Here is a 26388-nt window from a genome sequence, read left to right on the forward strand (position 1 = left end):
GTCGCGGTTGTCCGTTGTGAAGGCGTTCTGGTGGTCGCTCTCATATCTTCGCTCTCCCCCTTTGATCCTGTCCCCGATCCCGCCGTCATGCATGGCATCCCTGGCGTTCAGGATCAGGTTCAGCAGGGCGTTTTCCAGTTCCCCGACGTCGCAGAAGACGAACAACTCCGTGTCGATATCCGGCAGATCCAGGGTGATCGCTTCCGTGATCGCGGAGCGGGCCAGGATGCCCAGCTCCTTGAAGCTGTCGCCGACGTTCACGGGCCGGGGGTCCTGCGGCGTCTCACGGGAGAAGGCAAGCAGGCGGTGGGTCAGGTTGCGCCCCGCGCCCACCGCGGTGACGATTCGTTCCAGCACCTCGGGGGCGGCGTCCGGCCCGCGCATCTGCCCGATCTCCGCATTGAACAGGATGCTGCCAAGCACGTTGTTGAAATCATGCGCCAGCCCGCCCGTGAGCATCCCCAGAGAGGACAGGCGCTGCGACCGGTCAAGCTGCTGGCGGTTCATCTCGTTCAGGTGGTCATCGTCGACGATCAGGATGGAGGCCAGGCCGCTTTCGGTCGCGCTGACCGTGTCCGAGGTCAGGCGCACATAGCGCGGCGTTTGCGCGCTTTCGGTGCGGAACAGGCAAAGCTGCCCATGCACGGAGTCCTGGTCCGACATCTCCTGGATGTCATTTTCAGCAAAGTTCCAGACCTTGCCGGACACGGGATCGATCAGTTCGGCATAGGCGGGCCACTGCGCCGGCCCCGTCGGATCCAGCCCAAGCAGGGCCCGCCCGCTGGGATTGGCGATGGCCAGCGATCCATCCGTGCCGAAACCGAAGACCGCCTGGCTGGTGCCGGACAGTACCGCCGCCAGGCGCGAGTTGGAGGCCGCGGCGACCGCGTGCAGCCGCTCGGCCGTCCTGCGGGCCCGCCAGTTCTGAATGATGAAGGCCGTGGCGCCCAGGCCAACAAGCGCGGCAAAACCATAGAGCATCCGCGTCACACGCTCGGGCGTCCAGAATTGCGGCGGCTCCAGCCAGCGCGCGGCGATCTGGCGGTATTGGCCAGAGCCAAGGAAACCCTGGATCACGACGTTAAGCCGTTCCTGCAAATCGCCCAGGCCGGGGCGCATGGCGATGGCAAGCTCATTCTGGAACAGCGGCTCCGGCAGGCGGGCAAACTGGCCGCTGGTGCCGGCCTCTGTCACGTAATCCTCGAAGGTGCGCCGGGGAAAGATCACCGCATCGACGGTGCCGTCGCCCAGGGCGCTGGCGGCCTCTTCGATGCCGGCAACGGGCACGAGCTCCGTGCCAAGGGTCTGGCCGATCTTGTCAAACAGCGGAGAGCTGAAAAGCAGGCCGATCCTGTCGCTGTCCGGGTCCAGCTCCTTGCCTGCGTCCTCCGTGCGCACGAAGGTCACGTAATCGATGCTCTGGATCGGGCTGGTGAATTCCAGGAACTCCTCTTCCGCTTCGGTCACGCTGCGCGCGGGCAGCAGGTCAAAGGCGTCCAGGCGCGGCCCCCGGGTCCAGCTTTCCCGGCTGATGGCCACGAACCGCAGGTCGATATTGGCGCGTTCCGCGACCTCGCGGATGACGTCGATGGAAAAGCCGCTGAAGGTGCCGTCTTCTTCGACAAGCGAATAGGGTGGGAAATGCGTGACGCCGACGGTCAGCACATCCGGCACCGGGATGGCGGGCACCATGAACCACTTGCCGCGCAGGCTTTCCAGGGCGCCGTTGTCCTCAAGCCGGGTGACGGCCGCCTCGATCCGGGGAAGCAGATCGGCGTGCTCCTGCCTGAGCGCGACGAAGTGCTGGTTCTGCCGGATGGGCGGGAAGCTGGGCCGGATCAGGCTTTCCAGCCCGGTCTTGCGCAGGGTGCGCAGGCCAAGCGGTGACAGGGCGATGACACCGTCCACTTCGCTGTTCAGCAGCTTGCCGAAGGCGGTGATCTGGTCGTCGAAAAGCACCATTTCCGTGCCATCCGGCGGCGTGATCCGGCTGGCGACCGTATCGCGCACCGCCCCGACGCGCGCGCCCTCGAACGTCCCGAAGCTCATGTCCTGCGGCGCGTCCTGGCGCAGGAAAAGCGTGAACTGCGTTTCGGCCACGGGCCCGGCGAAAAGAACCTCAGGGCTGTCGAAGACCGCGCGGTTCACGCCGGCCAGCATGTCGGCGTCGCCGTCCCGGATCGCCTGGGTGGCCGCGACGGGCGAGGGGTATTCGACGAAGGTGACGTCGAATTCCGCCTCGTCGGCGATCATCCGGGCCAGGTCGATGAAGAAACTATGCGGCGTACCGTCCGGATCCGTAAAGCTGTAGCCGGCGCTTGCCGTCCAGGGCACGCGCACCATCGCCCGGTCGCCGTCCTGCGCCAGGGCTGCGGGCACCGCCCAAAGACAGGCCTGCAACAGGGCGAGGGCCCAGCACCTCTTCAGGAACAAGCATCTGACGATACTCCGCTGCAATCTGCGCCTTTCCCGGCTTTCTCAGCTCGATCCCCATGCCTGGGGCAAGTCTCCACCATGGCCCGTGGTCGGTGACCAAGGCGACCTTTGCCATACATCTGTTTTCATCGATACGCGTCCTTGGCGACAATGTCATGCCTCTTCCGGTTGCAAAGGCCGGGGCCGGAGGGGGCGGCACAGCGCGCGATGCCCGGGTCAGATCCGCGCCTTTGCGGGGCGCGCAGGCGGTCACCGGCAGGGCAGGCTGCGAAACCGGATGCAGAGAGCGGGCGTCAGGGCCGGGGCCGCGGCGCCGTCATCCTAGCCGGGCAGACCTTCGATCTCGTTAAGAAAGGCCAGGCCCTCGTCCCACTCCGCGCGGCTGGCGCAGCAGATATGCGCCATGGGCCGGATGTCGATCCGGCTGTCGAGGGACCCTGCCGGAACCACCACAAGTCCAGTCTCCGCCTGGTAAAATGGCAGGGCAGAGCCGCATTCCCCGCAGAAACTCTTCACGTGCCGGGAGCCGGGAAGAGCGAATATCTTTGTGCTGGTCTCCCCTGCATCCCAGGTCAGCCTTGCCCCTGAGGAAAACAGGTTCGCCGAATGGGCAGAGCCGCTGTCCTTGCGGCAGCGGCTGCAGTGACACAGGAAGAAGCTCTCAAAGGCGCCATGGATGGTGAACTTCACAGTGCCGCAAAGGCATTGCCCGGTGTGTTCCTGCGCGTCCATGCGACCTCCTTTCAACATGGGCCCGGATGGCCCGGGGACATGCCCGCGTCTTATCACTCGTCATCCGTGTGGGCGGCAAGCGTCAAAACGGCCCCACGAACCGGATCGCAAAGGGGTTCCAGCCATGCCCCTGCCGCGCCCCTCAGGCCCACCACCCGCGCGCCCCCGGTCAATCCGGCGCCCACCTCCTCCCTTCTTCTTGCCCGAAAACTCCCGCCGGAGGCATCCCGACCCCAGTCCCAGGCGCAACGCCCTTGCATCTCTCCCCGCCAACGGCTTCCCTGCCCAAAAGACCGGAGGCCCCCATGAGCGAACCCACAGACGCCGCTGCCCGCCGCGCCATCCCGCCCGTCATCTGCTATCCCAATGACACCCTGCCGCGCCCGGACCTTGCGCTCTATCGCGCTGTGCTCGCCACGGCAGAGGTCACGGAAACAACGCTGGTGCCGCCCCGCGATGCCGCGACTTTCCGCGTGCCGGCCGGCCAGTTCTTTCGCATCTCCAGCGTGGAGGGCCCCCAGGTCGGCGACCTGAACCTCTGGAACGCCCATGACCTTTCAGAGCGTTTCTATTCCGGCAAGACCCGCGCCCTGCACGGCACCCATGTGACCACGGGCGAACGTCTCTGGTCGTCCTTTCCCTTCCTGCGCCCCATGGCCACGATCACCGAAGACAGCCTGGGCTGGTACGGGATCGATCCGCACGGCGGCTCCGTCCATGACGTGATCGGCACGCGCTGCGATCCCTACACCGGCAACCTGCTGGCCGGCACGCAGTACCACCACTGCTGCCATTCCAACCTGACCCGCGCGCTGGCCCAGGCGCTGGGCCTCCCCGTGACAGAGGCCGAGGGTCATGTGCATGATGTGCTCAATGTCTTCATGTGCACCGGCTTCACCCGAGACACGGGCCAGTACTTCATGAAGGCCAGCCCGGTGCGCCCGGGCGACCATCTGACCTTCTTTGCAGAGATCGACCTGCTGGGCGCGCTCTCTGCCTGCCCGGGGGGCGATTGCAGTGCCGAGCATTCCTCGGACAGTGCCGCCTGCCATCCCCTGAAGGTAGAGCGGCTGACCCCGGACCCCGCCGCGCTGAAAGGCTGGCAGGGCCCGCAGGTCTCAAGCTACGATCGCAGCCACGGGCTCTAGCAATAGCGCTCGACGGCCACCAGCTGGCCATCGCCGTAGCGGTCGCCATGGGCAAAGCCCACGGGCAGCAGCCGGGCGATCTCTGCCCGGTCCTCGGGCGTCAGCTCGATGGTCGCGGCGTCCATCCATTCGCGCAGATGCGCGGCGGTGCGCGTCCCCGGGATCGGCACCAGGTGATCGCCCTGGTCCAGGATCCAGGCCAGCGCCGCCCCGGCGACGGTCCAGCCCTTGCCCTGCGCCCAGTCGCGGAAGCCATCGATGGCGGCAAGGTTGGCGGAATAGTTCGGCTCCATGAAGCGCGGGTTCTGGTTGCGGAAATCGCCGGGCCTCATGGTGCGCGGATCGACAGAGGTTTCCCCGAACATCCCCCGCGCCAGCGGAGAGAAGGCCACGAAGCTGACGCCCAGCCGTTCGCACAGCTGGGTCAGCCCCAGCTCCGGCTGGCGCGACCAGAGCGAATATTCGTTCTGCACCGCCGCGACCGGGTGCACCGCATGGGCGCGCGCCAGCGTGTAGGGCGCGATCTCGGACAGGCCGTAGCTTTTGGTCAGGCCGTCCTCGATCAGGCGGGCCATGGATTCGGCCAGTTCCTCGGGCGGGGTTTCGGGGTCATGGCGGTGGGCATAGAACAGGTCCACACTGTCCAGGCCCAGCCGTTCCAGCGATCCCTCGAGCTCTGCGCGCAGGTAATCGTAACTGTTGTCGATGCGCCGCGGCGGCCCGGGAATGATGGAGGCCTTGGTCGCGATCACCAGCCCCTCGGGGCGCTTGCCCTCAAGGAACCGCCCGATGATGCTTTCCGAAATGCCCATGCCGTAGATATTGGCCGTGTCCCAGAAGGTGATACCGGTCTCCAGCGCGGCGGCAAGCGTGTTGCGCGCGGTGTCTTCTTCCACCGGTCCGAACATGCCGGAAATCGACATGGCTCCGAAGCCAAGCTGGGGGATCTTCAGCCCGGTGCGGCCAAGTTCAACCTGTTTGAATGTCATGCGAAGGCGGCCTCCAGGGCGATTTCGACCATGTCGCCGAAGCTGCGTTCGCGCTCATCCGCGGGCAGGGCTTCATGGGTGATGAGGTGATCCGAGACGGTCAGCACGGCCAGCGCGCGGCAGCCGTAGCGGGCGGCCAGCGTGTAAAGCTCTGCCGCTTCCATTTCCACGCCCAGGATGCCGTGACGGGTCATCTGTTCGTTCAGGTCGGGGCGCTCGTCGTAAAAGACATCCGCCGAATAGATCCCCCCGGCATGGACGGGCGTGCCCTTGGCCGTGGCCGCCGCATGGGCCGCGGCCAGCAGGCCGTAGTCGGCACAGGGGGCAAAGTCGAATTCCTTGAAGATCCCGCGCGATGGCGTCGACATGGAAGAGGCGGTCATCGCCAGGATCACGTCGCGCACGTTGACGCTTTCCTGCATCCCCCCGCAGGAGCCGATGCGGATCAGGGTCTTTGCGCCGTATTCGCGGATCAGCTCGTTCACGTAGATCGACAGGGAGGGCATCCCCATGCCGGAGCCATGGATCGTCACGCGGTGGCCCTTCCAGATGCCGGTATAGCCCAGCATCCCGCGCACCTCGTTCACCAGCTCGACATCCTCAAGAAAGGTCTCTGCGGCCCAGCGGGCGCGGTAGGGGTCCCCGGGCAGCAGCACGGTCTCGGCGATCTGGCCGGGTTCGGCCCCGATATGAATGGTCATTGAATGGCCTCTTGGTCAGGATTTGCCGTGCAGAGTAAGCGGTTTACCGGCAGGGGCAAGGGAGGGCGCCTCACGAAAGCGGATCGCAGGGCGCGCAGGAGAGTGAAGGGGCCGCCTCAGGGCACGTAGAAGCCGCCATAGCCCAGCCGGCGGCGCGGCGCGGGCACGGTGACGGCGGCCTCCGTATCGCGGCCATGGGGGCGATAAACCTGGTGGCGGCGGGTCGCTTCGTATTGTGAGCGCCCGCAATCCAGCCGCTCCAGCCGGGTGTCGCCCTCCACGATGTCGCAATCGCGCGAGGGGCGCAGCGGGCCCACCACCTGCTGGCCCTGGGGCGCGGGGGGGACAAGCTGCTGGCGGTATTCCAGCTCTAGGCGCGGGGTCAGCGGCTCGCCCGGGGTATAGCGCCCGGTCAGATCGGCGCTGAGCGCGGATCCCTCGGGCAAGCCCCGGGTCATCTCTCCGGTCACGGAAAAGGTGCCGATGCCGCGCGCCGCGCGATAGGTGCTGGCGGGGTAATGAAAGACTGAAAGCCGCGTGCCATAGGTCAGCCCGGCGCGCGGGCTGCGGGTCAGGGCGATGTAGCTGTCCATGCCCCGCCGGGGCACCCAGCCATCCAGTCCGAACCGCGGCGCGGTGTAATCGGCAAAGGGCAGGTACAGGTTCGAGCCGAAGACAAGGTTGCCCTGTCCCATCCCGTAGCCAGAGGCGCTTTCGTATTCCACGCCCAGCGTGGCCTGGCTCATGATCTGGTGAGAGATCGGCTGCTGGCCGAAATCCAGATAGGCATTCACCCCGATGATCATGCTGTCGCTGACCGCCTGCCGCCAGGCCTGCCCGAGGGAGACAGAGATATCCCGCTGGGAGTCATTGCCCGCATAGCCCAGCGTGAGGTGGGTGAACCCTTGCCCCATGCCCAGCCCACCCAGGCGGCGTTGCCCCTGCGGCGCCAGCAGGTTCAGCGTCAGGCTGCTCCAGTCGCGTTGAATGTTCAGCACCGAGCTGCCGCTCGGAGCGTAGGAGATGGCGCGGGGCCGCAACAAGGTCGTCTCTGATCCCGCAAAAGCGGGCAAAGCCAGGACGAGCGATGCAAGGCAGCCGGCCATGAGGGGGAGGAACCTGGGCCGCATGAAGCTTGAGATGGTGTGCGGCTGCGGAAACTCAAATGCTGCTCTGCAGCGCCGTAGCGGCACTGGCGGCAGATTGCTGAGGGCAGGCCAAACCATCGGCCAAAAGTTGCGCCTGGCTACCGGCTCGGGGCCCTTTAAGGGGCAGCCGAAAGCGGCTCAGGCGGAGCTGCCCGTTTTGACGCCGCTCAGCGCAGGATGCGGAAGTCGCTACAGTCCGGGGGGGCGGCCTTTTCGGACTGCACATCGCGGACCTCTGCGGCGCCGGGGCCGGTCCAGCAGGCATCGATCAGGCGCTGCACGTCGGCTTCCGGGCCGTGGATCAGCGCGGTGACAGAGCCATCGCCCTCGTTCTGGACCCACCCGGACAGGCCGGCCTGCTGCGCCTGTCCGCGCGTCCAGGCGCGGTAGGCCACGCCCTGCACGCGGCCGGTCACGCGGATGTGGCGGCTGATCTTGCCAGTCATGTCGGGCCTCCCATTGCCTGCTCCGGCGCGCATCCTAGCACGGGACGGGCGCTGGGCTCCATGGGATCGCGGGGATGACGCGGGGGCGGGGCGGGCTCAGGCCTCCACGGGGACCTTTTCGGCCAGCTCGATGACATCGCGCATGATGCGGTTCAGCTCGAAATCCTTGGGGGTGTAGATCGCCGTGACCCCCAGCTCCCTCAGGCGGGCCATGTCGCCTTCCGGGATGATGCCACCCAGGATGACGGGCAGGGCGATACCGTCGTCACGTAGCCGCTTCAGGACTTCTTCCACCAGCGGCAGGTGAGATCCCGACAGCACCGACAGCCCCAGCACATGGGCCTGCTGGTCGCGGGCCGAGGCGACGATCTCTTCCGGGGTCATGCGGATGCCGTCATAGGTGATGGCCATGCCGCAATCCCGCGCCCGGCAGGCGATCTGCTCTGCCCCGTTGGAATGCCCGTCCAGCCCCGGCTTGCCGATGACGAAGTTCAGCCGCCGCCCCAGCCGGTCGCTGACCGCATCGACCTGGGCGCGCAGCTCTTCCAGCCCCTCGGTCCGGTTGGACTGGCCGGCGGCAACGCCGGTGGGGCCGCGATATTCGCCGTGCACCGCGCGCATGGTCGCGGCCCATTCGCCGGTGGTCGCCCCGGCCTTGGCCGCCGCGATGGAGGCGGGCATGATGTTCTCTCCGGCCTGGGCGGCGCGGCGCAGCTCTGCCAGGGCGTCCTTCAACGCGGCATCGTCGCGCTGGGCGCGCCAGGCCTCCAGACGCTCCAGCTGATCGGCCTCAACCGCAGGATCAACCGTCAGGATGCCGCCGTCCCCGCCCAGCAGCGGAGAGGGCTCTCCGGCCTGCCAGCGGTTCACGCCGACGACCACGGTTTCCCCGGCCTCGATCCGGGCGACGCGCTCTGCGTTGGACTCCACCAGCCGCGCCTTCATGTAGGGGATCGCCCCGATGGCCCCGCCCATGGCATCCAGGTTGGCCAGCTCCGCCCGGGCGGAGTCCTTCAGCGCCGCCACCTTGGCCGCCACCGCCGGGTTGCCGTCAAACAGGTCGCCGTATTCCAGCAGGTCGGTCTCATAGGCCAGGATCTGCTGCATCCGCAGCGACCATTGCTGATCCCAGGGGCGGGGCAGGCCAAGCGCCTCGTTCCAGGCGGGCAGCTGCACCGCGCGGGCGCGGGCGTTCTTGGACAGGGTGACCGCCAGCATCTCTATCAGGATGCGGGGCACGTTGTTTTCCGGCTGCTGCTCCGTCAGGCCGAGCGAGTTCACCTGGACCCCGTAGCGGAAGCGGCGGAACTTGGGATCCTCCACCCCGTAGCGCTCTTGGCAGATCTCGTCCCAGAGATCGACGAAGGCGCGCATCTTGCAGATTTCCGTCACGAAGCGGATGCCGGCGTTGACGAAGAAGCTGATGCGGCCCACGACGCGCGGGAAATCTTCCTTCGGAACGCGGGGGCGCAGGGCGTCCAGCACAGCGATGCCGGTGGCCAGCGCATAGGACAGCTCCTGCTCCGGCGTCGCGCCGGCCTCCTGCAGGTGGTAGGAGCAGATGTTCATCGGGTTCCACCGGGGCACGTTGGTATAACAGTACTCTGCTACGTCGGCGATCATCTTCAGGCTGGGCTCCGGCGGGCAAATATAGGTGCCCCGGCTCAGGTATTCCTTGATCAGGTCGTTCTGCACCGTCCCCTGCAAGTCAGAGATATCCGCCCCCTGTTCCTCTGCCGCCGCGATGTAAAGCGCCAGCAGCCAGGGTGCCGTGGCGTTGATCGTCATGGAGGTATTCATCTCTGCCAGCGGGATCTGGTCGAAGAGCGTGCGCATGTCCCCCAGGTGGCAGACCGGCACGCCGACCTTGCCGACCTCACCGCGCGCCAGCACGTGATCGCTGTCATAGCCCGTCTGCGTGGGCAGGTCGAAGGCCACGGAAAGCCCCGTCTGCCCCTTGGCCAGGTTGGACCTGTAGAGCGCGTTTGAGGCGGCGGCCGTCGAATGCCCGGAATAGGTCCGGAAAAGCCAGGGGCGGTCCCGCTGCGGAAGCTCTGTCATGGGGATCCTCGTTGAAACGAAATTACCATTAGGAATTCCTACAAGAAAGAAAATGCCTCTGTCAATTCGCTGCGACGCGGCGGTGACCCTAAGGGAGGGCGCGCTGCGCCAGCGCCGCCACCTGCCTGGCGCAGGGCAGGGGGATTTCCGAACGGAATCAAGTAAACAAGGGAAACACTGCCAGATGATCGCATTCTGTGAGACATAAAATTACTCAAGATGGTAAAAATAAGTTGCAAAGTTACTGCGCGAAACGTATCTCAAACCCAGCAGCCGCGATTCTGCATTGCGGCAATGGGAGCAACAGGAGGAGTTCATGGCTTTGGATAGGCAGCAGGGGATCGCCCCCTACGAAGCGCCCGAAAAGGACCTTTACGAGGTGGGGGAACTGCCCCCGCTCGGCTATGTGCCCAAGAAGATGTACGCCTGGGCCATCCGTCGCGAACGCCACGGAGAGCCGGAAAGCTCCTTCCAGCAAGAGGTAGTGGATACGCCCGTGCTCGACAGCCATGAGGTTCTCGTGCTCGTGATGGCCGCCGGGGTGAACTACAACGGCATCTGGGCCGGGCTTGGCCAGCCGATCTCTCCCTTTGACGGACACGGCGCGCCCTATCACATCGCGGGCTCCGATGCCTCGGGTGTGATCTGGGCCGTGGGCTCCAGCGTGAAGAACTGGAAAGTGGGCGATGAGGTCGTGATCCACTGCAATCAGGACGATGGCGATGACGAGGAATGCAACGGCGGCGACCCGATGTATTCCCCCAGCCAGCGGATCTGGGGCTATGAGACGCCGGATGGCTCTTTCGCGCAGTTCACCCGCGTCCAGGCCCAGCAGCTCATGCCGCGCCCCAGGCACCTGACCTGGGAAGAAAGTGCCTGCTACACGCTGACCCTGGCCACCGCCTACCGGATGCTTTTCGGGCACCACCCGCATGAGCTCAAGCCCGGCCAGAACGTGCTGGTCTGGGGCGCCTCCGGGGGGCTGGGCAGCTTTGCCATCCAGCTGATCAACGCGGCGGGCGGCAATGCGATCGGCGTGATCTCGGAAGAGGACAAGCGCGATTTCGTCATGAGCCTGGGCGCCAAGGGCGTCATCAACCGCAAGGAGTTCAACTGCTGGGGCCAGCTTCCCACGGTCAACACGCCCGAATACGCGGATTGGTTCAAGGAAGTGCGCAAGTTCGGCAAGGCCATCTGGGACATCACCGGCAAGGGCAACAACGTGGACATCGTCTTCGAACATCCGGGCGAGGCGACCTTCCCGGTCTCCACCTTCGTGTGCAAGAAGGGCGGCATGGTGGTGATCTGCGCCGGGACCTCCGGGTTCAACTGCACTTTCGACGTGCGCTATCTCTGGATGCACCAGAAGCGCGTGCAGGGCAGCCACTTTGCCCATCTCAAGCAGGCCTCGGCGGCGAACAAGCTGATGATCGAACGCCGGATCGACCCCTGCATGTCAGAGGTCTTCCCCTGGGAAGAGATCCCGCGCGCCCATACCAAGATGCTGCGCAACCAGCACAAGCCCGGCAACATGGCCGTGCTGGTCCAGGCCCCGCGCACGGGTCTGCGCACGGTCGAAGACGTGCTAGAGGCGCGCTCCTGAGCGGGCCCAGGGCGGGACGGTTTGAAGATCCTAACGATTTGTTAGGGGGATCTCTGCCACAGTAACGGATGAGTCGGGGGACTCCGGATATCGTCAGGGGGCCTGGGCCCCGGCCGGGCAGGCTGCTGCCCGGTGGGTCAGGCCCATCTGGCGGATCCGAAGGGGATCGGTTCACGACCGATGGCGGCACCTCTGTGCCGTTGCGGTCTGACAAGGTGGAGAGAGATCATGCGCGTTCAGCAAGGATACCAGACGGAACCAAGCCCGCCGCCCTTTCCCAGGGTGGCGCGCGATCAATGGATGGTCGACGTGATCGCCGACCTGCAGGAGGCCGCGAAGGAACGCGGCATGATGCGGCTGGTGGATGAACTGGCGGTCTGTACGCGGATCACCCAGGAAGAGATCTATCGCAAGCGCATGGAAGCCCTTGCGCCGCGCCGCACCGTTCAGGAGGCAGATCGCTACTATCCCTCCAGCCCGCCCGCGGGCTACCGGCGCAACTGACCGCGCCACGCAAGGCCCGCGCGGCCCCACTGGCCGCGCCCGCCCTCAGGATCATTTGCCGGGATCACCGGGGTAGAGGATCACGGGCGCAAAAATCATGGGCGCAAGTGTCAACGGGGCGGAGATAACAGGGACAAAGCCGCGCTTGTCGCGGCTCAACGCCGTGTTCGCGCCCGTTAAATCCCTTTCCCAAATCCCCTCTGACACCCCTTGCCGTAGGCGCAAGCAGCCCCGCCATGGCTTGCCGGGGGCGCGGCGCCTTGCGGGCCGGAAGGCGCCTGACGTGGCGAAAAGATAGAAATCAAATGCAACCTATGGTTTATTTCGCATGTGTCTTTTGTGATTTGAAATCAGTAACGAGTGGATGGGGCCGAAGGAATGGTGCGGCAAGGCGACCTCTGGATGATCGACGTGCTGACCGATCTTCTGCGCGTCGCGCAGGACAGGGGCCTGGACAACATGGCGGCACAGATCGTCACGACGATCCAGGTTGGCCGGCAGGAAATCCAGCAGCAGGCCCAGGACAAGGGCGAAACGGCAGGGGCAGGGGCGCAGGATGACCATGCCTCGGCCCGGGGCAGCCGCCGGATCACGGGCGATGGCAACGACGGGGATGCGGGCTGAGCCTTCGCCGGGGGGCTAGGCGGGCCGTGACGCCGCGCGCGCGGGTGCCCCCACAAGACGCGGTTTCCATGCGATTTCCCGGTGCCTGACGCCCGCCCCCCGCTGGTGCTTTTGCCCGCCAGGCTGTAGCGTCGCGCCATGACGCTCCCCGCCCTTACCTTCTCTGATGACCAGGCCGAAGCCTATGACCGCATCGCCGAGGCGCTGCGCGGTGCCGGCATCGATCTGGAGGCCGGCACGACCCAACCCGCGCAAGAGGGCCGCTCCCGCGTGATGGCCGTGATCGGCAAGGCGGGGTCGGGCAAGACGCTGCTGCTCTCGGCCCTGGCCGAGGCCGCCGAGGCCGCCGGCCTGGCGCTGGTGACCGGCGATTACGAGCCCAAGCGCGCCAAGGAAGCCCGCAGCATCGCCATCCTGGCGCCCACGAACAAGGCGGCCTCTGTCCTGCGGCTGCGCGGGGTGCCCGCGACCACGATTCACCGCATCCTCTATACGCCGGTCTATGACCCGGAATACGAGAAGATCGCGGAGTGGCTGGAAGGCCGGGGCGACAAGCCAGAGATCGAGGGGCTGACCGAAGAGGCGCTGGACCGCGCCCGGCTCAGCTATGAAAGCCACCGCTCGGTGCCAGCGGCGCTGGCCATGGCGGGGCTGCGGGGCTCGGATTTCATCACCGGCTGGAAACGGCGCGACGATCCGCTGGACCTGGGCTTCGTGGACGAGGCCTCGATGCTGGATGAAAAGCAACTCGATGACCTGAAAGAGATCTTTCCCAACCTGGTGCTTTTCGGGGATCCGGCGCAGCTGGCCCCGGTGGGGCAATCCGGCGAGATGGTGTTCGAGAAGCTGCCGGAACCCGCCCGGCTTGAGCTAAGCCGCATTCACCGCCAGGACGCGGGCAACCCGATCCTGGACCTGGCCCATGCCCTGGCCGATCCGCTGGTGGATTTCTATCGGTTCGAACGCATGGTCGAAGAGGCCGCGCAGCGCGATGACCGCGTGGTCTGGGCCAGCCGGGTCGAGGCGGAGCTGATGGCGCGCTCGCCCGTGCTGGTCTGGCGCAACGCGACCCGGATCCGGCTGATCCATGCCTTCCGCAACGCCTACGGCGCGCCGGAAGATGCGCTGCTGCCCGGAGAGCCGCTGATCTGCGACGGCATCGAACTGCCGCTCAAGCACCGCAAGAAGCGGCTGGACCTGGAGGCACGCGGGCTGATCAAGGGCGCGCAGGTGATCTACCTGGGCCCCGGCCAGCGCGCGGGGTTCTCCCGCCTGCACGTGGTGGGGGCAGAGAACCCGCAGGTGTCCGCGGCCTCCATCGTGAAGATCGAGAAACCGGGCGAGGAAGAGCCCTTTATCCCCTATGCGGCGCGCATGGGGGCGACCTTCCTGCACGGGGCGGCGGTGACGATCCACAAGGCGCAGGGCAGCCAGTGGGGCGATGTGCAGGTCTTTGCGCCGGATATCTACGCGGCTTTCCGCGCCGGGCGGAACGAGGCCGGGCAACCGCTGTGGAAGCGGTTGGCCTATGTCGCGATCACGCGGGCAGAGCAGCGTCTGCTCTGGGTGACGCGGGCGATGCTGAAGAAGCCCGATGATGCGCTTGGGGTGGAGGATCTGCGCGCCCAGCGGGTTGCCGCGCCGCTAGAGCTGTCCGCCCAGGTCGAGGGCGAGTAGGGGGGCTTTGCCCCCCACGCTTTCGGCCCCCTCGATGGGGGCCGAAAGCGTTCCCCCCAGAGTTTTTCGGCAAGAAGAAGACAGGGGGCGGTGCCCGGACGGCGGCGGGCGCGTGTCGTGGTCCCGGATGGTGGTCGGGGCCGGGCTCAGATCGTCTGGCGTTTGAGCATCGGGCGGTAGAGCAGCACCATGGCGCTTGCGCTGGCCAGCAGCGCCAGGCCGCCCAGGCCCTGTTGGGCCAGGGAATGGCCGGGGCTGCCGACCTCTGCCGTCAGCAGGAAGATCATGAAGCTGTCCATGCCAAGGGCGGCGGTGCGGGGATTGCAGCGCAGCCAGGCCAGGGCGCCGAAGAAGGCCGCCGTGAGGGCCAGCATCACGGTCATGTCGGTGCCGGTGGCGCTTAGCAGGGCGCGATAGGCCAGGCCGGTGGCCAGGCCGATGGTGACACCGGGCAGCAGGTATTTCACCAGCGGGCGGGGATCCGGGATCGTGCCGACCAGGATGGCGTAGATGCAGATTGCCAGGCCCGCAGAGACGGCGACAGGCCCGCCGAAGATCTCTGCCAGGAGCATGGCGCCCATGGCACCGAGGCCGGCGATCATCCCGCGGGGCAGGGTCTTTTGGCGGCCGTGATCGATGCGCAGCGGCATCCGCGTGCCCCGCGGGCCGGTGAAGGCCACGGTGGCCAGGGTCACGGCGATCACGCCGATCAGCGTGCACCAGACCCGGTCCACGGCCAGCACCACGGGATCGGACTGGAAGGCGACGGCCGGCAGCAACACCACGGCCACGGTCATGGCCGCCAAGGTCGCGCCGTAGGAATAGACCGTGCCGATCCAGAAGCTGAGCGCGGTGAAGCCGCCCACCAGCAGGCCCAGGGCAATGACGTGGAAGGCCACGCTGTCGCTGGTCAGCAGGACGCCAAGGCCCAGGGCCGCGCCCACCAGCGTGCCCAGCACCCGCAGCACGCCGCGGATCAGCAGGTCCTGCCGGTAGGGCTGGACCACGACCCAGACGGGCATGGCGGCCCAGAAGGGATGGCTGAGCCCCAGGGCCATTGCCAGGGAGAGCGCGCCGAAGGCGGCGACGAAAAGCTGGAGGGCCTTGAAATGGGGCGTATCGGTCATGCCGGTCCTGTTGATCTGACTTCGGAAGACCCGGGCTGTACACCCGGTGGCTTCTCGAAGGCAAATCAACCCCGGCCTGACGCCTGCGCATGGCTGGGCCCGCGCGGTGCGGATCCGGCGTGGCGCCTGGTGCCTGGTGGCTTAGCGGGTGGGGACGGGCGTGTCGCCGCGGTAATCGTAGAAGCCGCGCCCGGACTTGCGGCCCAGCCAGCCGGCCTCCACGTATTTGGTCAGCAGCGGGCAGGGGCGGTACTTGGTATCGGCCAGCCCTTCGTGCAGCACGTTCATGATCGCCAGGCAGGTGTCCAGCCCGATGAAATCGGCCAGCTCCAGCGGGCCCATCGGGTGATTGGCGCCCAGCTTCATCGCCTCGTCGATGGAGCGTACGTTGCCGACGCCTTCGTAGAGCGTGTAGACGGCCTCATTGATCATCGGCATCAGGATGCGGTTGACGATGAAGGCGGGGAAATCCTCGGCGCTGGCGGCGGTCTTGCCGATGGTCTCCACCACCTTGAGGCAGGCCTTGTAGGTGGGTTCATCCGTGGCGATGCCGCGGATCAGCTCCACCAGCTGCATCACCGGCACGGGGTTCATGAAGTGGAAGCCCATGAACTTTTCCGGCCGGTCCGTGCGGCTGGCCAGGCGCGTGATGGAGATGGAAGAGGTATTGGAGGTCAGGATCGTTTCCGGCTTCAGGTGCGGCAGCAGCTCGGCAAAGATGGCTTCCTTGACCGACTCGCGCTCCGTCGCGGCCTCGATCACCAGGTCGGTGGGGCCCAGGTCCGCCAGCGTCATGGTGGTGGAAATCCGCCCCATGGCGGCATCCTTTTCCACCTGGGTGATCTTTTCGCGGCTGACCTGCCGGTCGAGGTTGCGCGACACGAGGTCCAGCGCCTTGTCCAGCGCCTCCTGGCTGATGTCGTTGAGCAAGACGTCATAGCCGGAAAGCGCCAGCACATGGGCGATGCCATTGCCCATTTGTCCCGCGCCGATCACGCCGATCTTCCTGATGTCCACGCCGCTCTCCTTCGTCTGATGTCGCGCGCAATGTGGCCAAATGCGCTGGCCGCCGCAAGCCTTCGCTGCGCTGCCGCGTCGAATTCACTAAATCTCCCGGCTTAGCCACTTGGCAAGATTTCTGCCTCATGACCGGGGCCCAGGGGTTTCGCACCAGGGGAGAGATCGATGTCCATCATACAGCAGGGCCTGGGCGGGCTGGAGTATTTTCCCTGCCATTACGGGCAGAGCGCGCAGCTGTTTCGCGGGCCTACGCGCGCGCTTGAGGGGGAGTACATGGTCTTTCTCGGCGGGGATGAGACCTATGGTCGTTTCGTCGCACGGCCCTATCCCTGCATGGTGGAAGAGGATTCCGGCCTGCCGGCGGTGAACCTGGCGATTCCCAATGCCGGGCCGGATGCCTGGCTGGCGGATCCCGATCTGCTGAAGGTGATCAATGGCGCGCGCGCCGTGGTGCTGCGCCTGCCCGGCGCGCGCAACATGTCCAACCGCTATTACGCCGTCCACCCGCGCCGCAACGATCGCTTCCTGCAGGCCACCGGGCTGATGCGCGGCCTTTTTCCAGAGGTCGATTTCACTGCCTTCCACTACACCGGCCACCTGCTGAGCAGCCTGCGCGAGCTGGATGGCGCGCGCTTTGCCACTCTGCGGGCAGAGCTTCAGGCGGCCTGGCTGTTGCGGATGCAGCTTCTGCTAGGGCGCATCGCGCCGCCGGTGATGCTGTTCTGGTTCGCCCGCCATGCCCCCGGTGTGCCGGGCGAAGAGGGCACACAAGCCGATGAACTGTCCGGCGATCCGGCCTTCGTGACCCAGGAGATGGTGGCGCGGCTGAGCGAGACCGCCGAAGGCCTGGCTTGCGCCGTGCCCAGTGCCGATCTTCTGGCCCTTGGCAGCCGGGGGATGTTCTTCACCGAGGCCCAGGCAGAGGCCGCCGCCCGCATGTTGCCGGTGGCCGCCCATGAGCTTGCCGCCGAAATGCTGGTGGGGCCCCTGACCGCCATGCTCAGCGAAAAGCGCCCCCGCCACCTGCGCTAGGAGCGCCAAGGGAGGGGAGCGCAGGGGGGAGCTGCCTAAGGGGAGGGAGCACCGGTGTCGCCGGGGGCAGGGCCCCCGCTCCGCCGGTGCTTGTCGCTTGCGCTCCCGCGCGAAACGCAAAAGGCCCGCCAGTCCTGGCGGGCCTTCGCAAGATCCGTGGGGTGGGGGTGACCCCACCTTGCACCTCAGAGCTTTTCGATCAGCTCTGGCACGGCTTCGAAGAGGTCGGCGACCAGGCCGAAATCGGCAACCTGGAAGATCGGCGCCTCTTCGTCCTTGTTGATCGCCACGATGACCTTGGAATCCTTCATCCCCGCAAGGTGCTGGATCGCACCGGAGATGCCGACGGCCACGTAGAGATCCGGCGCCACGACCTTGCCGGTCTGACCGACCTGCCAGTCGTTCGGCGCAAAGCCCGAATCCACTGCCGCACGGGAGGCGCCGACAGCCGCCCCCAGCTTGTCCGCCAGCTTCTCGATCAGCGCGAAGTCCTCCTCGGAGCCAACGCCACGGCCACCCGACACCACGACCCCGGCAGAGGTCAGCTCGGGACGGTCGCTTTCGGCCACCTTGTCCTCGACCCATTCCGACAGGCCGGGATCTTCGGCGGCAGAGACGGCCTCGACAGCGGCGGAGCCACCATCACCGGCGGCATCGAAGGTGGAGGTCCGGAAGGTGATGACCTTCTTGGGATCCATCGACTTGACGGTCTGCACGGCGTTGCCGGCATAGATCGGACGCTCGAAGGTATCGGCATCGACCACGGCGGTCACGTCGGACAGGATCATCACGTCCAGCAGGGCGGCGACGCGCGGCAGGATGTTCTTGGCATCCGTGGTCGCGGGGGCCACGATGTGGTCGTAATCCGCGCCCAGCTTGGCCAGCAGGACCGACACCGGCTCTGCCAGGCGGTGGCCATACAGCGCATCCTCGGCGGTCAGCACCTTGGCGACACCGGCGATCTTGGCGGCTTCACCGGCGGCATCGGCGACGGAGGCCCCGACGCAGAGCACATGCACATCGCCCAGCTTGGCGGCCGCGGTCACGGCCTTGGCGGTGGCATCCAGGGCCAGCACGCCGTCATTGATTTCGGCAAGCAGAAGAACAGCCATTACACGAGCCCCTTCTCTTTGAGTTTTGCCACCAGCTCATCGACAGAGCCGACCATCTCGCCAGCCTGGCGCGTCTCCGGCTCAGAGGTCTTGACGACCTGCAGGCGGGGCGCGGGATCGACGCCGTAATCGGCGGGCGTCTTCTCATCCAACGGCTTCTTCTTGGCCTTCATGATGTTGGGAAGCGACGCGTAGCGCGGTTCGTTCAGGCGCAGGTCGGCGGTGATGATCGCGGGCAGCTTGACCTTGATGGTCTGCAGGCCGCCGTCCACTTCGCGCGACACCACGGCACTTTCGCCATCCACGTCCAGCGTGTTGGCAAAGGTCGCCTGGGCGTAGCCCGTCAGCGCCGCCAGCATCTGGCCGGTTGCGTTCATGTCGTTGTCGATCGCCTGTTTCCCGGCAATGACCAGGCCCGGCTGTTCCTCGTCGATGATCCCCTTGAGGATCTTGGCGACGGCCAGCGGTTCGATGTCGTCATGCACGTCCTCGGCAGCCACGACCAGGATCGCACGGTCCGCGCCCATCGCCAGGGCGGTGCGCAGGGTCTCCTGGGCCTGTTTGACACCGATGGATACGGCGATGACCTCTTCGGCCTTGCCGGCTTCCTTCAGGCGGATCGCCTCTTCCACGGCAATCTCGTCGAAGGGGTTCATCGACATTTTCACGTTTGCAAGATCGACACCGCTGCCGTCCGCTTTCACGCGGACCTTCACGTTGTAGTCGATCACGCGTTTGACAGGCACAAGTACCTTCATTGGCGGTCACTCCATCTGTTGCCGGTGACGCAGCGGATTCGACCCACCGCGTCCACTCACGGGGTTGATATAAGCTAGCTCCCGGGCATGACAGGCCAAAACAGACTTTCGATGGTCGCGCAACGTCACGTTTTCTTCCGCAGGGCAGAGTTAATTCCGCAATGCGGAATGATTTGGCTAAAATCGGGCATATTTTGACCAGCGCGCCTGCGGATGTTGCGCGAATGGTCTCTCTGAAGAAAGGAAAATCGGCGAAGGTCGGTTTCGGCGTGGAATTGGTCGGCTGGACCCTGCGGAATTTGCCATGGCTGGTAAAGGTCATGCCAGACCCGGCCCACCGGGATCGTTCCAACGGCCTCCAACAGGAAAGGTGTGCCATGAAAACCCATGTCAAAGCTCTTGTCGTCGGCGGCGGCGCCGTCGGAACCTCCATCGCCTACCACCTTGCGCGTGCAGGCTGGCAGGACGTCATGCTGCTGGAACGGGATGAGCTGACCTCAGGCTCCACCTGGCATGCCGCGGGCCTGCTGCCGCTCTTCAACATGAGCTACGCGACGACCCATATCCACAAGTACTCCGTCGATTTCTACAAGACGCTCGAGGAAGAGACAGGCCTGAACGCCGGTTTCTCCGTGGTGGGCAACCTGCGCATGGCCCAGACCCAGGCGCGGATGGACGAATACATGCTCTATGCCTCTACCGCAGAGACGGCGGGCGTGCCCTACGAATGGATGAGCCCCGCCCAGATCAAGGAGCGCTGGCCGCTGGTCAACATCGAGGGGTTGCAGGGCGCGATCTTCCACCCCACCGATGGCTACATCAACCCCGCGGACGTCACCATGGCCATGGCCAAGGGCGCGCGTCAGCGCGGCGTGACGATCGAACGCAAGTGGCAGGTCGATGCCTACCACTGGAACGGCGAAGCCTGGGAAGTCACCTGCACCAAGATGGGGGAGAAGGGCGGCAACCTGGTACCCTTGGAAGAGCAGGTCGTGATCACCGCGGAACACGTGGTCACCGCCACCGGCAACCACGCGCAGCGCACCGCGCGCCTTCTGGGCATCAAGACCCCCGCGATCCCCGTCGAACACCAGTTCATCGTCACCGAACCCGATCCCGCGCTGGTCGAATACCGCAAGAACGGCGGGGCAGAGCACCCTGTGCTGCGCGACGCCGATGCCAAGTGGTACGTCCGCGAGGAACGCGGAGGCTGGATCCTGGGCCCCTATGAGCTGAACGCGCCCTCGCGCTTCCGCTTCGGCGTGCCCGACAGCTTCCGCGCCGATCTCTTCCCGCTCGATCTGGAACGGATCGAGGAAGAGTACATGTCGATGATCCATCGTCTGCCGTCTTCCGAAACCGTCGGTCTGAAGGACGATTTCAACGGCCCGATCTGCTATACCCCGGATGGCAACCCGCTGGTCGGCCCCGCGCCGGGCCTGCGCAACATGTGGCTGGCCGAGGGCTTCTCCTTCGGGATCACCGCTGCGGGCGGCACCGGCTATTACCTTGCGCAGATGATGGTGGAGGGCGAGGCAGAGATCGACATGGCCTCGCTCGATCCCAAGCGCTACGGCTCCTGGATGACCAACGACTACGCCGCGGCGAAGAACGAGGAATCCTACGAACACGTCTTCATCCTGCACCACCCGGACGAGGAACGCCCGGCGGCGCGCCCGCTGCGCACCTCTCCGGCCTATGACCGCCAGAAGGCGGCCGGGGCGCAGTTCGGCCATGTGAACGGCTGGGAACGCCCGAACTACTACGCCCCCGAAGGCTTCAACGACCATGACGCGCGCAGTTTCCGCCGGGGCGGCTGGTGGCAATATGCCGTGGAAGAGGCCAGGGCGATCCGCGAAGGGGTCGGCCTGGTCGATGCCACCGCCTTCACCAAGCACACGGTCAAGGGCAATGGCGCGACCGAGTTCCTGGACTGGTTCACCTGCAACAAGCTGCCCAAGGTGGGCCGCATCAACCTGACCTATGCGCTGACCGGCGCCGGCACCACGCGCACGGAATACACCATCGTGCGCAACGCCGAAGACAGCTATTACCTGGTCTCCGCCGGGGCCTGGACCGCCTATGACCAGGATTACCTGCTGAAGTCGGCCGAGGATTTCATGGCGCGCACCGGCAAGCTGGTCATCGTGCAGGATGTCACCACCCAATGGGGCGTTTTCGCCGTGGCCGGGCCGAAATCCCGCGACCTGCTCAAGGGCCTGATCCGCGATGCGGACCCGGAAACGGCGCTGTCCAACAAGCGCTTCCCCTGGCTCTCCGCGCGCCAGATCGAACTGGGCATGGTGCCCGTGAAAGCCATCCGCGTGGCCTATACCGGGGAGCTGGGCTGGGAACTGCACCACCCGATGGAGATGCAGAACCACCTCTGGGATGTGCTGATGAAGGCCGGTGAACCGCTGGGCCTGAAATTGGTCGGTGCCCGCGCCCAGAACTGGCTGCGCCAGGAGAAAAGCTACCGCGCCTTCGGCAATGAGCTTGGCCGCGATGCGACCCCTGCGGAAGCCGACCTGCCGCGCTTCATCGACCTCAGCAAGGAGTTCCACGGCAAGGAGGCCATGGAAGCCCTGGGCGTGCGCTCCAAATGCGTGACCCTGCTGATCGACGGCCCCGAAGACGCCGATCCCTGGGGCCGCGAGGCGCTCTATGACGGCGACACCAAGGTCGGACGCCTGACCTCCGGCGGGTACTCGGTGGCCTTCGGTAAGTCGATCGGCATGGGCTATGTCACGCCGGAGCTTGCGGTGCCCGGCACCCGGCTGAAGGTGAAGATGTTCGACCAGCTCTGGGATGCGGAGATCACGGAAGACAGCCCCTACGACCCCAAGAACGCCAATATCCGCGTGGATGGCTGAGCAAACGCACCGGGCCGTAAGGCCCGGCGACCCCTCCGGGGGAGGGGTCGGTTTGCGAACGGGCGGAGCCCCGGCAAAGAAAGGCGCACCGGGCCGTAAGGCCCGGCGACCCCTCCGGGGGAGGGGTCGGTTTGCGAACGGGCGGAGCCCCGGCCAGGAAAGGCGCACCGTGCCCGCCGGGCCCGGCGACCCCTCCGGGGGAGGGGTCGGTTTGCGAACGGGCGGAGCCCCGGACCAGCGATTTAGCGACGGCCTCCCACAGGCCCCGCGCCAGCCGCGTCCCGGATCGGTTCCGCAGCTTTCCGGGCCGTGCGCCGGGCGTTCGCACCGGCCACGCGACCCTCTCACATCGTGCAACCATTGACATTCCCCCGTCGGGAGCCACAGATTCAAGGCCAAGCCACTCTTGATGTTCGCCCGGAAAATCGCGGCGGCGCACTGAATTCTCAGTCCCGCCCGCCCTTGCCGAACATGATCAAAAGGAGCCATTCCATGGAAGCGCAACTGATCGCTCTCGTGATCCTCCTGCCTTTCGCCCTGGCCTTCATCTACGCGGGAATCCACGAATACCTGCGCTTCAAATCCGACGGCCGGGCCACCTATGGCCTAGTCTACGACGAAGACACGGGCACCACCCGCGTCACCGGCATCGCCGAGGACGAGGATGCCTATGATCCGGAAGAATTCGATCCCAACGACTTCCGAGATCCCGATATCCGCTATGACGACGACCCCGAGGAACCAAAGACCTGAGGGGCGCGCGCCTTCGGCCCACCCCAAGCGGAGGAACGAAAGCGCGGGGCATCGAGCCCCGCTCTTTCGTGGGGGCAGGGCCCCCGGCACCCGGTGTCAGGCGAAGCGCGCCAGGGCAGGGGGCGCTGACCTTTCCGGATAACTCGATGGCCGGCCGGCCAGGAAAACCCCCGCGCCGCAGCGCAGGGATCACCTGCGCCCGGTTCGCGGCGAAGCCCCGCGCGCTCCGTTAACCACGGCAAATACCGACAAGAATACCGACGTGATACCGACGTCGTACCGACGCGATACAGACGTGGATTTCAGCCCCCATTTCCCTGTTAACCAAGGCCCCGGGGCTCGATTCGCACCCAAAGCGCCGCCCCGGACCCGCACGCAGCCGCAAGACCGCGTTAACCACAAGAAAACGCCGCGCCGGATTTCTCCGACGCGGCGCCCAGTCTTTCGTGACGGTCCGGCTTACTGCGGGATCTCGCCGTCCAGCCCTTCGACGTAGAAGTTCATGCCGGCCAGCGTGCCGTCATCGGCCACTTCACCCTCTGCCAGCCAGGGGGTGCCGTCCTGCTTGTTCAGCGGGCCGGTGAAGGGGTGGTATTCGCCTGCGGCGATCGCATCCTTCATCTCCAGCGCGGCGGCCTTCACGTCTTCCGGCACGACCTCGGTGATCTCACCGATGCCGACCATGCCGGTGTTGATGCCTTCCCAGACCGAGTGGGATTCCCAAGTGCCATCCATGACCGCCTTCACGCGGGAGGTGTAGTAGGGCTCCCAGTTGTCGATGATGGAAGAGACACGGGGAGAGGGCGCATATTCCGCCATGTCGCCCGCCTGGCCAAAGCCGATCACGTCGCCCGCTGCCTGAGCGGCGGCCAAAGGTGCCGTGGAATCAGTGTGTTGCAGGATCACGTCCGCGCCCTGTTCGATCAGGGTCCGGGCCGCGTCCGCCTCTTTCGCCGGGTCCATCCAGGTGTAGAGCCAGATGACCTTGAACTCGACGTCGGGGTTCACCTTCTTGGCGTGGATATAGGCAGAGTTGATGCCGCGCACGACTTCCGGGATCGGCACGGAGGCGATGTAGCCGATCGTGTTGCTCTTGGTCATGGAGCCCGCGATGGTCCCCTGAACCGCGCGCCCCTCGTAGAAACGGGCGGAATAGGCGGCCATGTTCGGCGCGGTCTTGTAGCCGGTGGCATGTTCGAACTTCACGTCCGGGAACTTGCTTGCGACGTTCAGCGTGGGATCCATGTAGCCGAAGGAGGTGGAAAAGATGATATCCGCCCCGTTCAGCGCCATCTGGGTCATGGCACGTTCGGAATCCGGGCCCTCGGGCACGTTTTCCTGGTAGACCATCTCCACCTTGTCGGCGCCGATCTCCTCGATCATCTTCAGCGCGCTCTCGTGGTGGTGCTGGGACCAGCCGCCATCGTTGATCGGGCCGACGTAGATGAAGCCCACCTTCGTCATGTCGTCCTGGGCCAGGGCCGCGCCGGTGGCCATGGCGGTCAGGCCAAGCGCCGTAGCGGCCCCGGCCAGGAAGGTTCTTTTCTTCATAAGCATTTGTGGTTGCTCCCCTTTTTTAAAGAATTCCTGCCCTATTGAGAGGCATGGAAAGAGCGGCCGAGCGAGGCTGGCGCCGCGCTGCGATCCGCAGACATGATGACCAGCACGAGGATGGTGATCAGGTATGGCGACATTGAAAGATATTCGGCAGGCACCGCAATCCCCGCGGCCTGCAGGTTCAGCTGCAGCACGGTAACGCCCCCGAACAGGTAGGCCCCCAGCAAGACGCGCCAGGGTTTCCAGCTGGCAAAGACCACCAGCGCCAGGGCGATCCAGCCCGCGCCGCCGGTCATGCCCTCGGTCCATTGCGGCACCCGAACAAGGCTGACATAGGCCCCGCCAAGACCCGCGCAGGCCCCGCCGAACAGGATTGCAAGAACGCGAATCCGAACGACCTTGTAGCCAAGCGCATGGGCTGCGGCATGGTTTTCCCCCACCGCGCGCAGGATCAGCCCGCCGCGAGTGAACTTCAGGAAGGCCCAGACTACGGCCACCAGGGCCAGGCCGAAGTAGACGACCAGGTCATGGCTGAACAGCACTGGTCCAAGCACGGGAATATCGGACAGCAGCGGGATATCCAGCTCCGGAGTGGGCGGCGGCTTGATCCCCACGTAGCCCTGTCCGATCAGCGACGACAGGCCCAGCCCGAAAAGCGTCAGCGCCAGCCCGCTTGCGACCTGGTTGGCCAGGGCAAACTGGGTCAGCAGCGCAAACAGCAGAGACAGCCCCGCGCCCCCGGCCGCGGCGGCGATGAAGCCGATGGTCGGCGACCCGGTGGTCACGGCCGCGGCAAAGCCGCAGATGGCGCCGGTGATCATCATCCCCTCCACGCCAAGGTTAAGAACCCCCGCCTTCTCGACGATCAGCTCGCCCACGGCGGCGATCAGCACGGCCGTGGCCGCCACCATGAGAGAGGCCAGAAGAAGAACCGGATTGATCGCGGAAACATCCATCACACCGCCTCCCGCGCGACGAAGCGCACCCGGTAATTTGTAAGCATATCAACGGCCAGCAGGAAGAACAGCAGCATCCCCTGGAAGACCTGGATCGCGGCGCCCGGCAATTGCATCGTACTCTGCGCCGCTTCCCCGCCGATGTAGGTCAGGGCCATCAGAAGCCCGGCCAGCACGATCCCGAAGGGATGCAGCCGGCCCAGGAAGGCCACGATGATCGCGGTGAACCCATAGCCCACGTTGAACCCGGTAGAGATCTGGCCCGAGGGGCCGGAAACCTCGAAAACCCCGGCAAGCCCGGCCAGCGCCCCGGCGGTGCCCATGCAGAACAGCACCAGCCGCGCCGGCTTGACGCCAGAGAACCGCGCGGCCCGCGGGGCCTCGCCGGTCAGGCGGATCTGGTAGCCCAGGATATGCCGGTTCATCATCACATAGGCCATGATCGCGGCGATAAAGGCCGCCGCCACGCCCCAGTGCATCCCCGTATCGGCAATGATCTCTGCATTATGGGCCGATGCATATTGCTGCAGGTTGCGCGATCCGGGAAAGCCGAAGCCCTCCGGGTTCTTCATCAGCCCGAGCGCCATGGAGGCCAGGAACTGCTCGGCCACGTAGACCAGCATCAGGCTGACCAGGATCTCGTTTGTCCCGAACCGCACCTTCAGCAGGGCCGGGATCATCGCCCAGGCCCAGCCGCCAAGCGCGCCCGCGATGATCATGGCCGGGAAGATCCACCAGGCCTCGAGCGGGTAAAGCGCCAGGGCCACGCCGGCGCCGGTGATGGCGCCCATGATGTACTGCCCCTCGGCCCCGATGTTCCAGATCCCGGCCCGGAAGCCCAGGCTCAGACCAAGCGCGATCAGGATCAGCGGCCCGCCCTTCACCAGCAATTGCGGCCTGTAATAAAAGGAAAATTCCCCGAACAGCGGATCCCAGAAGATGGTCCTGATCGCGGCCACCGGATCCTTGCCCAGCAGCGCGAACAAAAGCCCGCCTGCCACCATTGTGATCAGCACCGCCAGCACCGGGGTGACATAACTCAGGGTCCGTGACGGCTGCGGCCGCTTCTCCAGCCTCAGCATTCCCGCGCCCCTTTCTTCTTGCCAAAAATACTCCCGCCGGAGGCGCATG

General features: G+C 65.9%; 23 protein-coding genes. 8 read left to right on the forward strand and 15 right to left on the reverse strand.

Annotation, left to right across the window (positions count from 1 at the left end; genetic code table 11):
• Together HCZ97_RS08265 and HCZ97_RS08270 are read right to left on the reverse strand one after the other, a co-directional pair.
• Nucleotides 1–2433, reverse strand: a 2433-nt coding sequence (locus HCZ97_RS08265; RefSeq protein WP_167688230.1) for a transporter substrate-binding domain-containing protein, incomplete at its 3' end; no start/stop codon positions are given.
• A gap of 324 nt (nt 2434–2757) precedes the next feature.
• Entirely contained in the window at nt 2758–3168 is a 411-nt protein-coding gene (locus HCZ97_RS08270; RefSeq protein WP_167688231.1) for a GFA family protein, read from the reverse strand.
• A gap of 305 nt (nt 3169–3473) precedes the next feature.
• Here HCZ97_RS08270 and HCZ97_RS08275 point away from each other — a divergent pair, with 305 nt between their 5' ends.
• Nucleotides 3474–4316: a DUF1989 domain-containing protein gene (locus HCZ97_RS08275; protein ID WP_167688232.1), complete on the forward strand. Its 843-nt coding sequence runs from the start codon at nt 3474–3476 to the stop codon at nt 4314–4316.
• Here HCZ97_RS08275 and HCZ97_RS08280 read toward each other — a convergent pair.
• From HCZ97_RS08280 to HCZ97_RS08300, 5 genes are all read right to left on the reverse strand, one after another.
• Entirely contained in the window at nt 4313–5305 is a 993-nt protein-coding gene (locus tag HCZ97_RS08280; RefSeq protein WP_167688233.1) for an aldo/keto reductase, read from the reverse strand. The genes HCZ97_RS08275 and HCZ97_RS08280 overlap by 4 nt on opposite strands.
• The gene (deoD, locus tag HCZ97_RS08285; protein ID WP_167688234.1) at nt 5302–6006 is read right to left on the reverse strand and encodes a purine-nucleoside phosphorylase; all 705 of its coding nucleotides are present in this window, start codon (nt 6004–6006) and stop codon (nt 5302–5304) included. The genes HCZ97_RS08280 and deoD overlap by 4 nt, the downstream gene beginning before the upstream one ends.
• A gap of 116 nt (nt 6007–6122) precedes the next feature.
• Nucleotides 6123–7049 (reverse strand): hypothetical protein, encoded by a 927-nt coding sequence (locus tag HCZ97_RS08290; protein ID WP_167688235.1) that lies wholly within the window; start codon nt 7047–7049, stop codon nt 6123–6125.
• 272 nt (nt 7050–7321) lie between these two features.
• Complete coding sequence (locus tag HCZ97_RS08295; RefSeq protein ID WP_167688236.1) at nt 7322–7600, reverse strand: acylphosphatase; 279 nt, start codon at nt 7598–7600, stop codon at nt 7322–7324.
• Between the two features lie 96 nt (nt 7601–7696).
• The gene (locus HCZ97_RS08300; RefSeq protein WP_167688237.1) at nt 7697–9661 is read right to left on the reverse strand and encodes a methylmalonyl-CoA mutase family protein; all 1965 of its coding nucleotides are present in this window, start codon (nt 9659–9661) and stop codon (nt 7697–7699) included.
• Nucleotides 9662–9977: 316 nt separating this feature from the next.
• Between HCZ97_RS08300 and ccrA the strand changes: the two genes are divergently transcribed.
• The 4 genes from ccrA to HCZ97_RS08320 all read left to right on the forward strand — a co-directional run bounded on the left by ccrA (nt 9978) and on the right by HCZ97_RS08320 (nt 14069).
• Nucleotides 9978–11264 (forward strand): crotonyl-CoA carboxylase/reductase, encoded by a 1287-nt coding sequence (ccrA, locus tag HCZ97_RS08305; RefSeq protein WP_167688238.1) that lies wholly within the window; start codon nt 9978–9980, stop codon nt 11262–11264.
• Between the two features lie 228 nt (nt 11265–11492).
• Complete coding sequence (locus tag HCZ97_RS08310; protein ID WP_167688239.1) at nt 11493–11768, forward strand: hypothetical protein; 276 nt, start codon at nt 11493–11495, stop codon at nt 11766–11768.
• Between the two features lie 378 nt (nt 11769–12146).
• Nucleotides 12147–12392, forward strand: a complete 246-nt coding sequence (locus HCZ97_RS08315; protein ID WP_217701751.1) for a hypothetical protein — start codon at nt 12147–12149, stop codon at nt 12390–12392.
• Between the two features lie 138 nt (nt 12393–12530).
• Nucleotides 12531–14069, forward strand: a complete 1539-nt coding sequence (locus tag HCZ97_RS08320; protein WP_167688241.1) for an ATP-dependent RecD-like DNA helicase — start codon at nt 12531–12533, stop codon at nt 14067–14069.
• 146 nt (nt 14070–14215) lie between these two features.
• Here HCZ97_RS08320 and HCZ97_RS08325 read toward each other — a convergent pair whose 3' ends face one another.
• Both HCZ97_RS08325 and HCZ97_RS08330 read right to left on the reverse strand, forming a co-directional pair.
• Nucleotides 14216–15196, reverse strand: coding sequence for an FUSC family protein (locus HCZ97_RS08325; protein WP_167688242.1), 981 nt, complete (start codon nt 15194–15196; stop codon nt 14216–14218).
• A gap of 141 nt (nt 15197–15337) precedes the next feature.
• A complete protein-coding gene (locus HCZ97_RS08330) occupies nt 15338–16213 on the reverse strand; it encodes a 3-hydroxybutyryl-CoA dehydrogenase (protein ID WP_167688243.1) in 876 nt (291 codons plus the stop codon).
• 168 nt (nt 16214–16381) lie between these two features.
• Here HCZ97_RS08330 and HCZ97_RS08335 point away from each other — a divergent pair, with 168 nt between their 5' ends.
• Nucleotides 16382–17248: a DUF6473 family protein gene (locus HCZ97_RS08335; RefSeq protein WP_167688244.1), complete on the forward strand. Its 867-nt coding sequence runs from the start codon at nt 16382–16384 to the stop codon at nt 17246–17248.
• Between the two features lie 185 nt (nt 17249–17433).
• On the opposite strand, the gene HCZ97_RS08340 is transcribed toward HCZ97_RS08335, so the two are convergent.
• The 3 genes from HCZ97_RS08340 to HCZ97_RS08350 all read right to left on the reverse strand — a co-directional run bounded on the left by HCZ97_RS08340 (nt 17434) and on the right by HCZ97_RS08350 (nt 19507).
• Nucleotides 17434–18360, reverse strand: a complete 927-nt coding sequence (locus HCZ97_RS08340) for an electron transfer flavoprotein subunit alpha/FixB family protein (protein WP_167688245.1) — start codon at nt 18358–18360, stop codon at nt 17434–17436.
• Entirely contained in the window at nt 18360–19118 is a 759-nt protein-coding gene (locus HCZ97_RS08345) for an electron transfer flavoprotein subunit beta/FixA family protein (protein WP_167688246.1), read from the reverse strand. The genes HCZ97_RS08340 and HCZ97_RS08345 overlap by 1 nt, the downstream gene beginning before the upstream one ends.
• Before the next feature lie 125 nt (nt 19119–19243).
• The gene (locus tag HCZ97_RS08350) at nt 19244–19507 is read right to left on the reverse strand and encodes a hypothetical protein (RefSeq protein WP_167688247.1); all 264 of its coding nucleotides are present in this window, start codon (nt 19505–19507) and stop codon (nt 19244–19246) included.
• On the opposite strand from HCZ97_RS08350, the gene HCZ97_RS08355 reads away from it, so the two are divergent.
• Nucleotides 19496–21991 (forward strand): FAD-dependent oxidoreductase, encoded by a 2496-nt coding sequence (locus HCZ97_RS08355; RefSeq protein ID WP_167688248.1) that lies wholly within the window; start codon nt 19496–19498, stop codon nt 21989–21991. The genes HCZ97_RS08350 and HCZ97_RS08355 overlap by 12 nt on opposite strands.
• Nucleotides 21992–22483: 492 nt before the next feature.
• On the forward strand, nt 22484–22744 hold the full coding sequence (locus HCZ97_RS08360; RefSeq protein WP_167688249.1) for a hypothetical protein: 261 nt from the start codon (nt 22484–22486) through the stop codon (nt 22742–22744).
• 459 nt (nt 22745–23203) lie between these two features.
• Here HCZ97_RS08360 and HCZ97_RS08365 read toward each other — a convergent pair whose 3' ends face one another.
• Genes HCZ97_RS08365 through HCZ97_RS08375 form a run of 3 tightly spaced genes read right to left on the reverse strand, consistent with a single transcriptional unit; the run spans nt 23204 to nt 26339 of the window.
• Nucleotides 23204–24295, reverse strand: coding sequence for a BMP family ABC transporter substrate-binding protein (locus HCZ97_RS08365; RefSeq protein ID WP_167688338.1), 1092 nt, complete (start codon nt 24293–24295; stop codon nt 23204–23206).
• 41 nt (nt 24296–24336) lie between these two features.
• The gene (locus HCZ97_RS08370; RefSeq protein WP_167688250.1) at nt 24337–25257 is read right to left on the reverse strand and encodes an ABC transporter permease; all 921 of its coding nucleotides are present in this window, start codon (nt 25255–25257) and stop codon (nt 24337–24339) included.
• On the reverse strand, nt 25257–26339 hold the full coding sequence (locus tag HCZ97_RS08375) for an ABC transporter permease (protein ID WP_167688251.1): 1083 nt from the start codon (nt 26337–26339) through the stop codon (nt 25257–25259). Before HCZ97_RS08375 ends, HCZ97_RS08370 begins: the two co-directional genes overlap by 1 nt.
• Between the last annotated feature and the right edge of the window lie 49 nt (nt 26340–26388).

It is taken from the genome of Pseudooceanicola sp. HF7, assembly GCF_011806405.1.
In the GTDB taxonomy this organism is placed as follows: domain Bacteria; phylum Pseudomonadota; class Alphaproteobacteria; order Rhodobacterales; family Rhodobacteraceae; genus Pseudooceanicola.

Coding starts and splice junctions, on each gene's coding strand:
- HCZ97_RS08270 (WP_167688231.1), bottom strand. CDS start 3,168: ATGGACGCGCAGGAACACACCGGGCAATGCCTTTGCGGCACTGTGAAG.
- HCZ97_RS08275 (WP_167688232.1), top strand. CDS start 3,474: ATGAGCGAACCCACAGACGCCGCTGCCCGCCGCGCCATCCCGCCCGTC.
- HCZ97_RS08280 (WP_167688233.1), bottom strand. CDS start 5,305: ATGACATTCAAACAGGTTGAACTTGGCCGCACCGGGCTGAAGATCCCC.
- deoD (WP_167688234.1), bottom strand. CDS start 6,006: ATGACCATTCATATCGGGGCCGAACCCGGCCAGATCGCCGAGACCGTG.
- HCZ97_RS08295 (WP_167688236.1), bottom strand. CDS start 7,600: ATGACTGGCAAGATCAGCCGCCACATCCGCGTGACCGGCCGCGTGCAG.
- HCZ97_RS08300 (WP_167688237.1), bottom strand. CDS start 9,661: ATGACAGAGCTTCCGCAGCGGGACCGCCCCTGGCTTTTCCGGACCTAT.
- ccrA (WP_167688238.1), top strand. CDS start 9,978: ATGGCTTTGGATAGGCAGCAGGGGATCGCCCCCTACGAAGCGCCCGAA.
- HCZ97_RS08310 (WP_167688239.1), top strand. CDS start 11,493: ATGCGCGTTCAGCAAGGATACCAGACGGAACCAAGCCCGCCGCCCTTT.
- HCZ97_RS08315 (WP_217701751.1), top strand. CDS start 12,147: ATGGTGCGGCAAGGCGACCTCTGGATGATCGACGTGCTGACCGATCTT.
- HCZ97_RS08320 (WP_167688241.1), top strand. CDS start 12,531: ATGACGCTCCCCGCCCTTACCTTCTCTGATGACCAGGCCGAAGCCTAT.
- HCZ97_RS08325 (WP_167688242.1), bottom strand. CDS start 15,196: ATGACCGATACGCCCCATTTCAAGGCCCTCCAGCTTTTCGTCGCCGCC.
- HCZ97_RS08335 (WP_167688244.1), top strand. CDS start 16,382: ATGTCCATCATACAGCAGGGCCTGGGCGGGCTGGAGTATTTTCCCTGC.
- HCZ97_RS08340 (WP_167688245.1), bottom strand. CDS start 18,360: ATGGCTGTTCTTCTGCTTGCCGAAATCAATGACGGCGTGCTGGCCCTG.
- HCZ97_RS08345 (WP_167688246.1), bottom strand. CDS start 19,118: ATGAAGGTACTTGTGCCTGTCAAACGCGTGATCGACTACAACGTGAAG.
- HCZ97_RS08355 (WP_167688248.1), top strand. CDS start 19,496: ATGAAAACCCATGTCAAAGCTCTTGTCGTCGGCGGCGGCGCCGTCGGA.
- HCZ97_RS08350 (WP_167688247.1), bottom strand. CDS start 19,507: ATGGGTTTTCATGGCACACCTTTCCTGTTGGAGGCCGTTGGAACGATC.
- HCZ97_RS08360 (WP_167688249.1), top strand. CDS start 22,484: ATGGAAGCGCAACTGATCGCTCTCGTGATCCTCCTGCCTTTCGCCCTG.
- HCZ97_RS08365 (WP_167688338.1), bottom strand. CDS start 24,295: ATGAAGAAAAGAACCTTCCTGGCCGGGGCCGCTACGGCGCTTGGCCTG.
- HCZ97_RS08370 (WP_167688250.1), bottom strand. CDS start 25,257: ATGGATGTTTCCGCGATCAATCCGGTTCTTCTTCTGGCCTCTCTCATG.
- HCZ97_RS08375 (WP_167688251.1), bottom strand. CDS start 26,339: ATGCTGAGGCTGGAGAAGCGGCCGCAGCCGTCACGGACCCTGAGTTAT.